General features: G+C 57.7%; 7 protein-coding genes. 5 read left to right on the forward strand and 2 right to left on the reverse strand.

The window, feature by feature from the left end:
* Positions 1–52: 52 nt before the first annotated feature.
* Positions 53–736 carry a response regulator transcription factor gene (locus SK3146_RS29440; RefSeq protein WP_249862118.1) on the reverse strand — a complete coding sequence of 228 codons (684 nt, stop codon included), beginning with the start codon at positions 734–736 and terminating at the stop codon, positions 53–55.
* Between the two features lie 208 nt (positions 737–944).
* Positions 945–2447: a sensor histidine kinase gene (locus tag SK3146_RS29445; protein ID WP_249862119.1), complete on the reverse strand. Its 1503-nt coding sequence runs from the start codon at positions 2445–2447 to the stop codon at positions 945–947.
* 148 nt (positions 2448–2595) lie between these two features.
* Between SK3146_RS29445 and SK3146_RS29450 the strand changes: the two genes are divergently transcribed.
* The 5 genes from SK3146_RS29450 to SK3146_RS29470 all read left to right on the forward strand — a co-directional run bounded on the left by SK3146_RS29450 (position 2596) and on the right by SK3146_RS29470 (position 14671).
* Positions 2596–3912, forward strand: a complete 1317-nt coding sequence (locus SK3146_RS29450; RefSeq protein WP_249862120.1) for an ABC transporter substrate-binding protein — start codon at positions 2596–2598, stop codon at positions 3910–3912.
* Positions 3913–3982: 70 nt separating this feature from the next.
* Positions 3983–4801, forward strand: a complete 819-nt coding sequence (locus tag SK3146_RS29455) for a carbohydrate ABC transporter permease (protein WP_249862121.1) — start codon at positions 3983–3985, stop codon at positions 4799–4801.
* Positions 4802–4893: 92 nt separating this feature from the next.
* Positions 4894–5772: a carbohydrate ABC transporter permease gene (locus SK3146_RS29460; RefSeq protein ID WP_249862122.1), complete on the forward strand. Its 879-nt coding sequence runs from the start codon at positions 4894–4896 to the stop codon at positions 5770–5772.
* Entirely contained in the window at positions 5769–7220 is a 1452-nt protein-coding gene (locus SK3146_RS29465) for a sulfatase family protein (RefSeq protein WP_249862123.1), read from the forward strand. Before SK3146_RS29460 ends, SK3146_RS29465 begins: the two co-directional genes overlap by 4 nt.
* A 209-nt stretch (positions 7221–7429) precedes the next feature.
* A complete protein-coding gene (locus SK3146_RS29470) occupies positions 7430–14671 on the forward strand; it encodes a polysaccharide lyase family 8 super-sandwich domain-containing protein (protein WP_249862124.1) in 7242 nt (2413 codons plus the stop codon).
* Positions 14672–14710: the final 39 nt, after the last annotated feature.

Raw genomic sequence — 14710 nt, forward strand, 5'->3', positions numbered from 1 at the left:
GTCTAACCTTCGGGGGCGCTTGATCAAGGGACGTTCGGCTCAGAAGAGAGAGCTACAGCTTTTTCAATACTTCGAATATTTTCAGCTCGTTGACGGAGGCGACGACTTCGGCCGTGCTTTGCATTTTGAACTTTTTGAGAATGCTGCCGACCTGCTTCTTGATCGTCTCGTATTCGACGGTGCGTTCCTCCGATATTTGCCTGCGCGTCTTGTTCTCGCACAGCAGCTTCAGCACCTGCAGCTCGCTCGGCGTCAGCTCCGAAATAATCTGTATGACATAGAGCAGGCTGGTCTCCGTTTTCTTGATTCTTACGAACTCCTCGCGGATTTTTTCCGCAATCATCGGCCGGATCGGCGAGCGGTTATGGTAGGCCGAACGGATCGCCTCGATAATTTCTTCCTTCTCCGCGGTTTTCAGAATATAGTCCATAATGCCCGTTTGAAAGGCGGCGAATATAATATTGTCGTCCTTATGCACGGTCAGCACGATAATTTTCATATGCGGCAGCTTCTCGTGAATTTGTTTGGCGGCATGGATGCCGGCGAGCGGGTCTTCCATCTCGATATCCATCAGCACGATGTCCGGCTGATGCATGGCGGCGTACAGGACGGCTTCATAGCCGGAGCCTGCCGAGGCGACGCTCTCCATATCCGCGCATCCCGCGATAATCCGCTCCAATCTGCGGCGGTGCGCCTCCATATCGTCTACGATCAGCACTTTGATTCTGTTCTCCATCTGTAAAGCGACCTCCCTTTTCAACCCCATACTGTATTAAAAAGATCTGTTAACGGTGAAAAGTCCGCTGCGGCGTCCATTTGATCTTCCAATCGCTTGTTGAAATCGAGTCTATCGTTGTTCGGATTCCAATGTCCTCTCCGCCGTTCCTCGCCGGATTTTGGATACGGGGGTATATTTTATTCCCCCCTTGCGGGAATTCCGATTTCTAAATGACCGGCAAATAAATGCGGAACGTCGTGCCTTGGCCGAGCTTGCTTTCCACGCTGATTTTGCCGTCGTGGCCGGTAATGATTTTATGGCAGTACGACAGCCCGATGCCCCAGTTATGAATCGACGGCTTCGTCGAGAAGAACGGCGAGAAAATTTGCTCCAGCAGCTCCTCCGGCATGCCGGGCCCGGTATCGGCGATCGAGATCATCCCCCAGCTGTCCTGGCGGCCGAGCTGGATCGTGATCGTGCCGTCCGGCGTGCCGGCCATCGATTCTAAAGCGTTTTCGATAATATTGAACACGGCCTCGGCCATATGCTGCTGATCCATGTAGGCCAGCGGTACGTCGCTATGGGCGAGCACCTTGATGCTCGGCTGCACGTTCCCCTGCCGGATGCGGGCAAGCGCCTGCTTGACCGGCGCGTTCAGGCGGCAAGGCTGCAGGTTCAGCTCGATCGATTTGAGCTTGTGCACCGCGTCGTTGATGCTCTCCATCGCCGACGAGCAAGATTGCAGCATCAGGTCCAGGCTGTAAGAGGTGTCCTCGTCATCGGCATATTTTTCCTTCAAATATTCGGCCTCCGAGCGGACGGCGAGCAGATGGTTTTTGACGGCGTGTGTAAACGCTCTCGCGCCGAGCGAAGCAGTGTCGATGCTTTTGTTGATCTGCACGTCCTGATTTTTATGGTAAGCCTCGATCGAATTGTACTTGAATACGATAAAGATGAGAAACGCAAGCGCGGCAAAGACGATATACGGAAATAAATATAACGTCCACGGGTACGAGCCGATCGGCGGCTGGAGATAATTGTAATAGCCCTCCAGATAGGTTGCGATCACCAGATTTTTGGGCGCCCACGAGAACATCAGAAAATGAATCAGCACGACGGGAACGAGACTTAATATATGGTACAGCGCATAATTTTTCAAAAAACGGATTTTCGGATAATTGATATAGTAGTTCAGCAGCATGAAGAAGGCCGCCAAGATTAGACCGTATCCCGCATAGCGCAGCCCGGTCTCCAGAGCGTTAACGAGACTTCTCAGCGCCGCCCCCTGTTCCTCCGGACTTTGCACGATAAGACCCTGCAGCCGGATCTGGACGCCGGGATCGTAGAACAAATACGTTAGCAGCGAAAAAACGGCGACAATCCCGTACAAGAAAGCGTTCGTTCGCCTTCGGGCGGTTCGTGTGAAGGAGATGGCGAAGCACAGCAGCGATCCGTTGAACACGATAATGCCCCCGTTCAGCATCCGGATCAGCGCGTTGGCGTTAAATTTGGTCAGCACGAGATAATTCCAGGTGCCCGGGCTGAAGTCGAAAAACGTATGAATAATGTTGTAGTAATAGTTGAATTTGCTTAAGTACAGCGTAAAGGAAACAAACGAAATGACCCATCCGAGGATAATGCCGAACATAAATCGGGTGGACAGGCTGTTCAATCTGCGGTAGGTAAGCAGAATCGTACAGACGATAAACAACAAGGTGAAATAGATCATGTTGAACGACTCCATATACACAATTTGCGGGTGGAAGGCAAGGGAGGGGGAATAAAACATTCACCTTCTGCAAACGGATCGGATTCCCCTATAATTAGGTCAGCGAAAACGTAAATCTTATGATAACAAAACAAAGGGTGGATGTAAAATGAAAAAAGTGATGAGTCTGGCTCTCGTCGGCACGCTGCTCGCAGGGGTTGCGGCGGGCTGTGGCGGGAAAACAACGGAGAATCAAGCAGCGGGTAATGCCTCAGGCTCGGATTCCAAAGAAATCAATTTGCGCATGACGGTGCTGCCCGACGATCTGGAGACGACCAAGCTGGCGTACGAGGAATTCAAAAAGGACAACCCGAACATTAACGTCCAGTTCGAGACGATTCCGCAAGCGCAGTATTATGAAAAGCTTCGTTTGCAGCTGTCCGGCGCAGAGAAGATCGACCTGTTCGGCGGCAATATGGATGTGTTCCTCGATACGGGCATTCTGGAGCCGCTCGACGATTACATTAAAAAAGACAATGTCGACGTATCCGGCTTCGGTCCGCTGCTGGACGGGATGAAGGTCAACGATAAAATTTACGGACTGCCTTACCGCAAATCGAATTACATGCTGTACTATAATAAAACGTTGTTCGATCAGATGAACGTGCCGTATCCGAAAGCCGATATGACATGGGATGAGTTCCGCGACCTGGCGAAAAAGATGACCAAAGGCGAAGGCGCGAACAAAGTTTACGGCGCTTACTTGCAGCAATGGGCGCAAACCTGGTACATGCAGGCAGTTCAAACCGGCGCTTCCATCATCGACAAAGATTTGACGCCGTTTAAGAAAGCGCTGCAATTCCGCAAAGATTTGGAGCAGGACGGTTCGATCATGCCGTGGTCCGAGCAGGTGACGACTTCGGCGCATTATAACTCGGCCTTCCAGAAGGGCAACGTAGCGATGAACATTATCGGCGACTGGCATGTCGCGCAGCTGCGTCAAGCCGAAGCGGATAAAAAAATCAGCTTCGACTGGGATGTCGTTCCGATCCCGCATCCGGCCGGCGTAGCGCCTAATACGAGCTTGGCGACCCCGGTGTCGATCATGATCAACAAGGAGTCGAAGAACAAGGAAGCGGCGTTCAAGCTGCTGCAGTATTTGACCGGAGCGAAGGGCGCCAAAATTTTCGCTTCCAAAGGCTTCCTGACCGGATTTACGAATGACGACATCCGCAAAGCGTATGTAGGCGACGGCAGCATGAAGCCGAAAAACATCCACTACTTCGTCGAGCAAAAGGAATATCCGGAATATCCGCTGCTGCCGGGCGTGAAAAACATCGTTGTCGGCAACATCTATGTACAGGAAGGCGAGCTTGCCCTCTCCGGCGGCCAAACCGTCGACCAAGCGATTCAAAAAATCGGCGAGCGCGTGCAAAAGGAATGGGCGGACAAATACGCCAAGGATTACAAAGCGGGTAAACAATAGATAAAAAAATGGGATCGCCCGTATTCCTAGGATTACGGCGCGATTCCGTTTGCAGGAGGGAGCTGAACGCATGCAGGCATCAAGAGCGTTAACGAGACGAAACCGGCTGGTAGGGTATGCTTTTTTGCTCCCGAATATACTCGGTTTTCTTATCTTCATTTGCTTTCCGGTCGTTGCCTCGTTTCTGATGAGCTTTACCGATTGGAACGGCTTCGGAGACATCACGTTCGCCGGACTGGACAATTACAAGCGGCTGATCGGCGACGAATCGTTCCGCATTTCGCTGCTGAACAGCATTGTCATGATGGTCGTATCCGTTCCGCTGACGCTGCTGCTCGCCATTCTTGCGGCCGTGGCGCTGAATAGAGGAATCAAGGGACTCAAAATATTTCGTACGGCGATCTTTCTGCCGCATATTACGGCAACCATTGCCGTCGCGGTCGTCTGGCAGCTGCTGTTCAATCCGACGATGGGGCCGATCAACGGCATGCTGAAAAGCATCGGCGTCGATCATCCTCCGGGCTGGCTCGCTTCGACGCAGTGGGCGCTGTTCTCCGTCATTATCGTTACGATCTGGCAAAATGTCGGCTACTATATGGTGCTGTATTTGGCGGGCTTGCAGGGGATTCCGAAGGACTTGTACGAGGCGGCGGAAATCGACGGGGCGGGCAAGCTGTCCCAGCTCGTCAAAATTACGATTCCGATGCTGTCGCCGGTTATTTTTTTCACCGTCATTATGGGCATTATCAATTCGTTCAAAGTGTTCGACCTGATCTTCCTTCTGACCAAAGGGGGCCGGGACGCTCCACGCACGTACTTGTATACGATATTTATTACACCGCCTTCCAGCGGTACGAATACGGCTATGCTTCGGCTATGGCCTATGTGATGTTCGCCATTATTATGCTGATTACGGTAATCCAATTCCGCGGCCAGAAAAAATGGGTCAACTACTAACCGACGAACGGGGATGACAAGAGAATGAATTCAGTCGCGCATACTTCCAAACAGCCGCATTCCTTGAAGCTTACCCGCTCGCCGGGAGCGCGGATCGTTAAAGGATTGTTATATATTGTGCTTATCGCCGTGGCAGGCTCGATGATACTGCCGTTTCTGTGGATGATCTCCGCTTCGTTCAAATCCGAGGCGGAAGTATTCGGCTTCCCGATCCAGTGGATTCCGAGCACGTTCTACTTCTCGAATTATTCGAAGGTATGGAACGACCTGCCGTTCTTCACTTATTATTTCAATACGATCAAAATTGCCGTCAGCACGACGGTGCTGCAGATCGTCACCTGCTCGATGGCCGCTTATGCGTTCGCCAAGGTACGGTTTCCGGAGCGGGACAAGTTGTTCTTCCTGTATATTACGACGATGATGATACCGTTTCAGGTGATGATGATTCCGCAGTTTTTGCTGATGAAGCAGTTCGGCCTGCTGAATTCGCATTGGGCGCTCATTCTGCTCGGAGCGTTCAGTCCGTTCGGCGTGTTCTTGTTCCGGCAGTTCTATATGTCGATTCCCGAGGAGCTGTCCGAGGCGGCGAGGATCGACGGGCTGAGCGAATTCGGCATTTACGCGCGAATTATTCTTCCGCTTACGCGTCCGGCTATCGCGAGCTTGACGATCTTTACGTTCATGCATTCGTGGAACGATTTTCTCGGGCCGCTCATTTATTTGAACGATGACAAGCTGTTTACGCTGCAGCTCGGCATGCAGCACTTCCAGACGGAGCATGCGACGGAATACGCTCCGCTGATGGCGGCGGCCGTCTGCGCGATCATTCCGACGATTATCATTTATTTCATCGCTCAGGATCACTTCGTGGAAGGCATTGCGGCGGGAGCGGTGAAAGGATGACGGATACGATGAACGAGCCGGCGGGCCTGACACGCAAGCCGAACATCGTCTATGTGTTTGCCGACCAGTGGCGCAGACAGGCGGCCGGTTTCCGCGGCGAGGATGAGGTGATGACGCCGAATATCGACGCTTTTGCCGCGGAGAGCCTGGTGTTTAACCACGCCGTCAGCTGTACGCCGCTCTGTTCGCCGCACCGGGCGGCGCTGATGACGGGAACGTATCCGCAGACGAGCGGCGTGTACACGAACTGTAAGCTCGGAGCGGACATACAGCTTCGAGAGAGCGATATGTGCATCGGCGATGCGCTGAAGCAATCCGGCTATGCGACCGGATATATCGGCAAGTGGCATCTCGACTTGCCGGAGCAGAACGTCGCGGAGCGGCCAGAATCGGGAGCGGCCGGCTGGGACGCCTATACGCCGCCCGGGCCGAAGCGGCACGGCTTCGACTTCTGGTACTCGTACGGCACGTACGACGAGCATATGACCCCGCATTATTGGCGGGATTCGCCGGAGATGATTCAAATCCGTCAATGGTCCGTCGAGCATGAGACGGATATGGCGCTCGATTACTTGGAGCAGCGGGCTCGGCGGCGGGAAGAGCCGTTCGTGCTGTTCGTCTCCTGGAATCCGCCGCACAGTCCGTTCGATCAGGTTCCGGACCGCTACAAGCGGATATATGAGGGACGGACTGTGAAGTTTCGGCCGAATGTGCGGGCGGAAGGGCTGGCCGCGCATACCGGCGAGCCGTTCGAGGACGGAATTGAGCGTCTGACGGAATATATGAACGACTACTGCGCCGCCGTTACCGGCATTGACGAGCAGTTCGGCCGCTTGCTGCAAAAGCTGAAGGAGCTCGGGCTTGCGGACGATACGCTGGTCGTGCTGTCGTCCGATCATGGCGAGCTGATGGGAGCCCACGGCTTAATGGCGAAGCATTCCTGGCATGAGGAATCGATCGGGATTCCTTGTCTGATGCGCTGGCCGGGACATATTGCCGCCGGTGAGACCGACCTCTTGTTCAACAGCGTCGATATTATGCCGACGCTGCTGGGACTCGCGGGGCTGGCGATCCCCGAGACGGTAGAGGGGACCGACTGCTCCGGTCCGATTCTCGGCCGCGGAGGCGACGCTCCGTCCGCCGCGTTCATCTGCACCTTCCCGGGACGCAAGGACGCGATCGAGCAGTTCGCCGCCCAAGGGCTCGACAACAAGCGCTACGGCTGGCGCGGGGTGAGGACGGCGCGGTATACGTATGTCGTGCACCGGGGTTACTCGGCCGTCGATCCGAGCTTCTGCTTGCGTCTTCTGTACGATTTGCAGGAGGACCCTTACCAGATGAATCCGCTCAAGCTGCAGAGGGCTTCGCAGCATCCCGTAGCGGAGCGGCTGGAGGGCCAGCTCCGCGAATGGCTTGAGGCTGCGGGCGACGCCTTTATAATTGCATGACGCTAGTAAAGAACAGTTCCTAATTGGCAATCTCGTAGAAGAATAGGCGGCAAGTCCGGTGAATAACGAACGGTTTCGCATCGTTTCGCCGGGCTTTTCCTGCCGCATTCTCGGCATAACGGGCTCCGAATCAGAGGCGTTCTTTTTTTGAAATGATATGTTACCGCTTACATAAAATGGTCATTTTATAACTAGAGGAGGAATCATGTATGTTCGGTTCGAAACGGTTCCGGTTATTTGTATGCCGGCTGCTAGCCGCAATGCTGCTTGTTTCCCCGGCTCTCTCCTGTGCCGGAGGCATTCCCGGAGCGGAGGCGGCGGCCCGCGTCTACGTGGCGGCGAGCTTCGACAGCTATCCTGCGACCCCTTCGACTTCGGGGCCTGCGGCGGAGGTCGGCGGCAATTGGGGGCTGTACAACGCGGACGTAAGCGCGGGCGATTATGCGGTCGGGGAGGCCGTCTACTCGCGTGCGGATCGCAGTTTGCGGCTGGTGTCGACTTCGGCCGGCAAAGTCGTCAATACGGCGAGAACGCTGTCGGCGCAAATTACGGGCAAAGCCGTCCTGGAGGCTTCCGTTCTGTTTGCGGATACGACGCATGCCCGCAGCGTGCTGGAGCTGAAAAGCGCGAGCGGGTTGTATACCACTATTGTGTCCGTAGATGCCGGCGGTAAAATGAAAGCGTTTAACACGCAAATCGGCTCCTACGAGGCGAATACGTGGTATTCGGTACGCGCATTTCTCGATCAGGATCAGCGGCTGCTCGACGTGTTCGTCAACGGACAGCCCGTGTTGACCGGCGCGCCGCTTCAGGCGAATTGGGATAAAATTTCTTCCATTAAAATTTCCCAAACCGGGACGGGCGGCTCGCCGGCCAGCATGTACGTCGACGATGTGAAAATTTCCGAGTTTGTCCCTGTCAGCGGTATTGCACTGCCGCCCGCCGTGTCGCTGGCGGAAGGGACGACCGCTGCGCTGGCTGCGGAGATGAGTCCGGCGGATGCCTCGGATTCCCGTATGATATGGTCGTCCGCAGATTCTTCCGTAGCCGCCGTGGACGCGGATGGCATGATCAAGGGCGTTGCGGCGGGGCAAACCGTCATTACGGCGAAGTCGAGGGACGGAGGCAAAACCGCATCAACCGCCGTTACGGTGACTCCGGTCGTTCATGTCGACAAGGTGCTGCTGCCGAAGGCGGTCCAAGTGGCGGAAGGAATGAGCGTAACGTTGAACGTGTACGTCGAGCCTGCTTCGGCGACCGATCAGCGCGTGAGCTGGTCCTCCTCCGACCCGGCCATTGCCGCCGTCGATAGCGCCGGCGTCGTCAGCGGGATCAAGGCGGGAACCGCGCTGATCACGGCAGCGTCCGTGGACGGCGGGAAAACGGCCGCAACGACGGTCACGGTGACGCCGTTCGTTCACGTGCAGAGCGTCGCGCTGCCTTCGGCTCTCAGCATAGCAACCGGAGAGTCCGCGTCGCTGCCTGCCGTCATTGAACCCGCCGAGGCTTCCGATCCTCGTCTGGAGTGGTCTTCGGACGCGCCGTCGATAGCCGCCGTCGATTCGCAGGGCATTGTGACCGGCATAGCGGCGGGAACGGCCGTCATTACGGCCAAAGCCGCCGACGGCGGGGCGAGCGCGTCTTCGCTGGTGACGGTAACCGATGCGATCATTGCCGTGGAACAAGTCTCTTTGCCCGCTGCGGTAACGATGGATGTGCAGGATACGATAACGCTGCAGCCCAAATGGACTCCGGCCAACGCGACCAATCGCGATGTTTCGTGGTCTTCGAGCCGGCCCGAGGTAGCCTCGGTCGATGAAACCGGGCTTGTCCGCTCTTATCAGCCGGGAACCGCGCAAATTACGGTAACGGCGCAAGACGGCGGAAAGACGGCGGCCGCGACCGTAACGGTGCGGCAGCAGGCGGAGCCGGCCGATGCATTCGACCTCATGCGGCTAAAATGGAAAAAAACGCTGGACGGCGGAGCCGCCATTGATACTGCGGATGCGAACATTGCGGAGATCGTTTCGTCTACCAATACGAGCGCGGCCAATTACTGGAGCGCGTTGAACACCGATCCGGGACGATCCTATTTGTGGAGCGACGTGCTTCCTTCCGACACGGTATCCGACGGGGTGACGACGAACTACACCCGGCTGAAAACGATGGCGCTTGCGTATTCGATGAAAGGCGGCGCGCTCTACCATCATATCGGGCTGCGGGACGATATAATAGAAGCTTTGGACTGGCTGTACGCCAATCAATATAACGAAACGGGCATTCAGTACGGCAACTGGTGGAACTGGCAAATCGGCGCGCCGCTGCGGCTGGCCGATCTGACGGTGCTGCTGTACGACGTTTTGACGCCGCAGCAGCTCAGCCGGTACGTCGGGACGATGGATCATTTTATCGGGGATATTTCGCTTCCGAGCTTCACGCAGACCGGGGCCAATCGTTCGGACATTTTGACGGTAGAGCTCATCATGGGCGTCGTGACGAAGGACGACACCCGCTTAACGCATGTACGCGAGCAGATGAGCCCGCTGTTTCCTTATGTGACCTCCGGAGACGGTTTTTACGAAGACGGCTCGTTCGTCCAGCATTCCACCGTCGCCTACACGGGCAGCTACGGAGAGGTGCTGATTCGCGGCGTCGGCAATTTGCTGTATATGCTCGCCGGCACCGACTGGGAGGTCACCGACCCGCAATCATCGAATGTATTCCGCTGGGTTAACGATGCTTTCGCTCCTATCATCTATAACGGCCAGGTGATGGATATGGTCCGCGGCCGGGCCATCGCCAGAGAGGCGAACACGGTCAATCAGGCGGCGGGAGGCATTATTGCCGGAATGGCGAGGCTTGCCCAATTCGCGCCTGCGGACGATGCGCTGAAGATGAAGCAGCTGATCAAGCATTATTTGACGGCGAACCCGGACTTCAACTATTACAAGCAGCTAAGCGATGCGGAGACGATTCAGACGGTGAAGCAGTGGATGGCCGATCCGGCGATTGCTGCCGAGGGAGACGGGCCGGCGCATTACGAGCTGAACGGGATGGCGCGGTCGGTGCACCGCGGCGATCAATATGCGTTCGGCGTCAGCAAAAGCTCGAAGCGGATTCAGACGTACGAGCTGACGAACGGGGAAAACGGCAAAGGCTGGTATACCGGGGACGGTATGACGTATTTGTACAACGCGGATAAAAACCAGTATACGAACGATTACTGGCCGACCGTCAATTTGTACCGTTTACCGGGAACGACCGTGGATACGCGGGAGCGTACGTTTACGAACTACCAGTACGGCGACGGGGAAGCGGCGCCCGGCAATTCCTGGGCCGGGGGCGTCGCGCTGGGAGCGTACGGCGCGACGGGAATGAACCTACAGCAGATCGGCACGACGCTGACGGCGAACAAGTCGTGGTTTATGTTCGACGACGAAATCGTCGCTCTCGGAGCCGGGATCAGCAGCAGCGACGACCACGCGATCGAGACGACCGTCGATCAGCGTAAGCTGAACGCTGCCGGCGACAATCCGTTTGTCGTCGATGGGGCAACGATGCCTGCCGATGCGGGCTGGTCGCAGGTTAGCGAGCAGACGCATTGGGCTCATCTTACCGGCAATGCGCCCGGAGCGGATATCGGTTACGTGTTTCCGGATGCGCCGAGCGTGCATATGCTGCGGGAGCAGCGCAGCGGCACCTGGCTCGATATTAACGATAACCCGACGACTTCTTCCGATGTGCGGACGAACCGCTTTTTGACGATGTGGTTCGACCATGGGCATAACCCGGATAACGGGACTTACAGCTATATCGTGCTGCCGAACAAATCGGCCCAGCAAACGAGCGATTACGCTGCGCATCCCGGGGTGACGATTATTAGCAATTCCCCGGCGGTGCAAGCGGTGCGCGAGCAGCAGCTGCATATTACGGCCGCGAACTTCTGGAAGGAGGAGCCGGCGACGGCGGATTTCATCACAAGCAGCCGTCCGTCGTCCGTTATGGTCAAGGAGCAGGAGGAAGGCGGCAAGCTGGAGCTGGCCGTAGCCGATCCGACGCTGGAGAATACGGGGACGATCGAGCTGGAATTAAACCGTTCGGCAGCCGGGGTATTGTTCTCCGACGAGCAAATATTCGTCACGCAGCTGTCGCCGACGATCAAATTGACCGTGAACGTGAACGGGACGATGGGTAAAACGCTGCATGCCGTCTTTGATACGGACCCGGCAAAACCGCGGCCGGAACCTGCCACACCTGCCGTAGAACCGGGCAATGTGCCGGACCCGCTTCCGTCCGTACCTCCGATCGTGCATGTATACGATGTGTTCGACGGGCAAACGGCGGGCAACCAGCCGGAGGATTGGACCGTCTCTACGGATAAGGATACGACCGCTTCGCTCGTCGGACTGAGCGACGCCGACGGTCTGTCGCTGCGGCTGCTCGATAGAAGCGGCAGCGGCTTTGTGGCGGCGTCGCGGAATTTTGCCCGCCAGACCGCGAAATTCGAGCTGGAATGGAAGTGGGCTTCGACCGCCCCGGGAGCCGCACCGGCCTTCGAGCTGACGGACGGCGCGACAGCCGCGATCGTGTTGCGGGCGCATGACGACGTATTGAGCGTGCAGGATGCGGACGGCCGAGAGCGGCAGGTGGCCGCGGTCGCCCAAGGCATGTGGAATCAAGCGAAGCTTCGGATCGATCCGGTCAGAAATACGTTCGACATCAGCGTGAACGGGACGCTTGCCGCTATCGGCATACCATTCAGTCATGCGGGAAGCGGCATCGACGGGCTTCGCATTGCAACGGAGAAGGACAATGCGTCGACGGCTCTGTATGTTGACGATGTGATCGTCTACGTATTCGGCGCTTCCCCTCTCCTGTACGATAATTTCAACGGCACGGACACCGGCGCGAAGCCGGCAGGCTGGACGATTGCAGATAAAGCGTCGACGGCCGAAGTATCCGTGGCGGAGATGCCTTCGGCGGCAAATAAAAGCTTGCTGCTGAACGATAACGACAGCAAATTTTCCGATGCGGCCAGCCGGACGTTTGCTCCTCAAACCGGCAGATTCGTCGCCGAATGGAAATTTCGCGAGAAAAATACAGGCAAATTTTCGGCCTTCGAGTTAATGAACGGGAGCACGTCACTGATCAAGCTTAGCTCCAACGGGACGCTGAAGCTGACGGGTCCGGGCAATGTAACGACCGATTTGATCAAGGTTGCTACATTAAACTGGCATACGGTCAAGCTGGATGTGGACGTCAGCCGGCAGCGGTTCCAGCTGTACGCGGACGGCGCTTTGATCGCCGCGAACGCCGTATTCTGGAACGAAGGGAGCGCGATCGACGCCATCCGCTTCAGCACAAGCTACGGCGCGGTCGATGCGCCGGTCTACATCGATGATGTCAGCGTGTATACGTTCGTGCCGACGGCCGATCATGTGGCAGTGACACCGGCGAGCTTGACGCTGGGCATCGGCGAGACCGCCATGCTCCAGGCGTCCGTAACACCTGCGGATGCGGTGAACGGACGGCTAGTATTCGAAAGCTCCGACGCGTCGGTAGCCGGCGTCGACTCGCAAGGCGTCGTCACGGCTGCGGCCGCGGGCAGCGCCGTGATCACCGTGCGCACCGCCGACGGAAGCGAGCGGGCGACCAGCGCCGTGACGGTGGCCGCAGCACCGGGCGACGGCGGCAGCGGAAGCGGAAGCGATGACGGCAGCGGAAGCGGAGGCGACGGAGGCAGCGGAAGCGGAGGCGACGGAGGCAGCGGAAGCGGAGGCGATGGCGGTAGCGGAGGCGACGGAGGCAGCGGAAGCGGAGGCGATGGCGGAAGCGGAAGCGGAGGCGATGGAGGCAGCGGAAGCGGAGGCGACGGAGGCAGCGGAAGCGGAGGCGATGGCGGCAGCGGAAGCGGAGGCGCCGGAGGCAGCGGAAGCGATGGCGGAGGCGACGGCGGAAGCGGAAGCGGAGGCGACGGCGGAAGCGGAGGCGATGGCGGCAGCGGAAGCGGAGGCGATGGCGGCAGCGGAAGCGGAGGCGATGGCGGCAGCGGAAGCGGAGGCGATGGAGACAGCGGAAGCGATGGCGTAAGCGTAAGCAGGAGCCACCGCAGCGGCGGCAGCGCGGGAGTCGACAGCGCGAGCGGCGTCAGCGGCGCGGTATCCGCGCTGGCCGAGCTGGAGCGCCTGCTGCAGCAGGCCGGCGATAGCGGCGCCACTTCGCAGCGGCAAGCGCTGCAAGCGGCGCTCGAGCGGCTGAGCGTCCTCGAAGCGGCGCCGGAGGCCGCGGATTCCTCGTCGGCGGCACTGACCGCCGATGATCTAACGGCGCAGCTCGCCCGGCTTGACGAGCTGCGAACGGCGGCCTCGCAGCGGCTGCAGGCGGCCGGGCTGCCGCTGCCGCAGAGCGGCGGCTTAACGATCCGGCTGGAGACGCCGGATGCGGCGCAGCCCGCTTCGCTGCAGCTGCCAGCAGCTGCGTTCACCAAGCTGAGCGATTACGGCTATACGAAGCTGCGCACAGAGCTGAACGGAGTTGCCCTGGAATGGCTGCCGGAATCGTTTGCGCTGGATGGACTGAACGCATTCCAAATCAGCGTCATGCAGACGCAAGCGGGCAGCGCCCCGGCGTTCGAGTTCCGCTTGCAAGGAACGGATTCCGCCGGCGGCACGGCGCCAATCGACCGCTTGCTCTCTCCGGTGACGGTCAGCCTTCCTTACGCTTTGCTGCAAGGAGAGGACCCTGGTCTATTGACCGTCTTCTATATTAACGGTTCCAATCCGCCGGAGAATAAAGCGGGACGGTATGACGAAGCGACGCATACGGTTCGATTTGTAACGGATCATTTCAGCACGTACCAAGTTTCAATCAACAATGTTTCGTTTGCCGATATGCCTTCGTCTCATTGGGCGGCTCGTGCCGTATCGGTTTTGGCGGCCAAAGGCATTATCGAAGGCAGAGCAGACGGCAAGTTCGAGCCGGACGCTCCGGTGACCCGCGCGGAATGGATGAAGCTGCTCGTTAAGACCATGCAGCGGCAAGCCGGCTCCAAGCCGTCGCAAGAGCTGCCTTTTACGGATATTTCCCCAAGCTCCTGGGAGTATAAGGCTGTGCAAGCGGGCTATGAAGCCGGATGGGTTCAGGGTGTCGGCCAAGGAAGGTTTGCTCCCGGACAGACGGTCAGCAGGGAAGAAGCGACCGTATTCGCGGCGCGTGCGCTGTACGGCGCGTCGATCGAAGCGACGGCGGAAGATGTAAGAAGACTGAACGATTATTCCGACGGCCAGGCCGTCTCCGGGTATGCCCGGGAAGCGGCGGCGCTGATGCTGCGCGACGGATTGCTGCACGGCAAAAGCGGGATGCGGCTGGACCCGCAAGCCGCGATGACCAGGGCCGAAGCGGCGGCAATCATGTTCGCGCTGTTTAACGGCAACGACGCAGCAGACCGCTAAGCGACCGCTAGGCGGCTAACCCGAATCAGAGCAAAGAGC

This window comes from Paenibacillus konkukensis (genome assembly GCF_023523925.1).
In the GTDB taxonomy this organism is placed as follows: Bacteria; Bacillota; Bacilli; order Paenibacillales; family NBRC-103111; genus Paenibacillus_S; species Paenibacillus_S doosanensis.

What these genes read in the sequence shown, in the direction of transcription:
- SK3146_RS29440 (WP_249862118.1), bottom strand. Translation starts at nt 736, where the DNA reads ATGGAGAACAGAATCAAAGTGCTGATCGTAGACGATATGGAGGCGCAC.
- SK3146_RS29445 (WP_249862119.1), bottom strand. Translation starts at nt 2,447, where the DNA reads ATGATCTATTTCACCTTGTTGTTTATCGTCTGTACGATTCTGCTTACC.
- SK3146_RS29450 (WP_249862120.1), top strand. Translation starts at nt 2,596, where the DNA reads ATGAAAAAAGTGATGAGTCTGGCTCTCGTCGGCACGCTGCTCGCAGGG.
- SK3146_RS29455 (WP_249862121.1), top strand. Translation starts at nt 3,983, where the DNA reads ATGCAGGCATCAAGAGCGTTAACGAGACGAAACCGGCTGGTAGGGTAT.
- SK3146_RS29460 (WP_249862122.1), top strand. Translation starts at nt 4,894, where the DNA reads ATGAATTCAGTCGCGCATACTTCCAAACAGCCGCATTCCTTGAAGCTT.
- SK3146_RS29465 (WP_249862123.1), top strand. Translation starts at nt 5,769, where the DNA reads ATGACGGATACGATGAACGAGCCGGCGGGCCTGACACGCAAGCCGAAC.
- SK3146_RS29470 (WP_249862124.1), top strand. Translation starts at nt 7,430, where the DNA reads ATGTTCGGTTCGAAACGGTTCCGGTTATTTGTATGCCGGCTGCTAGCC.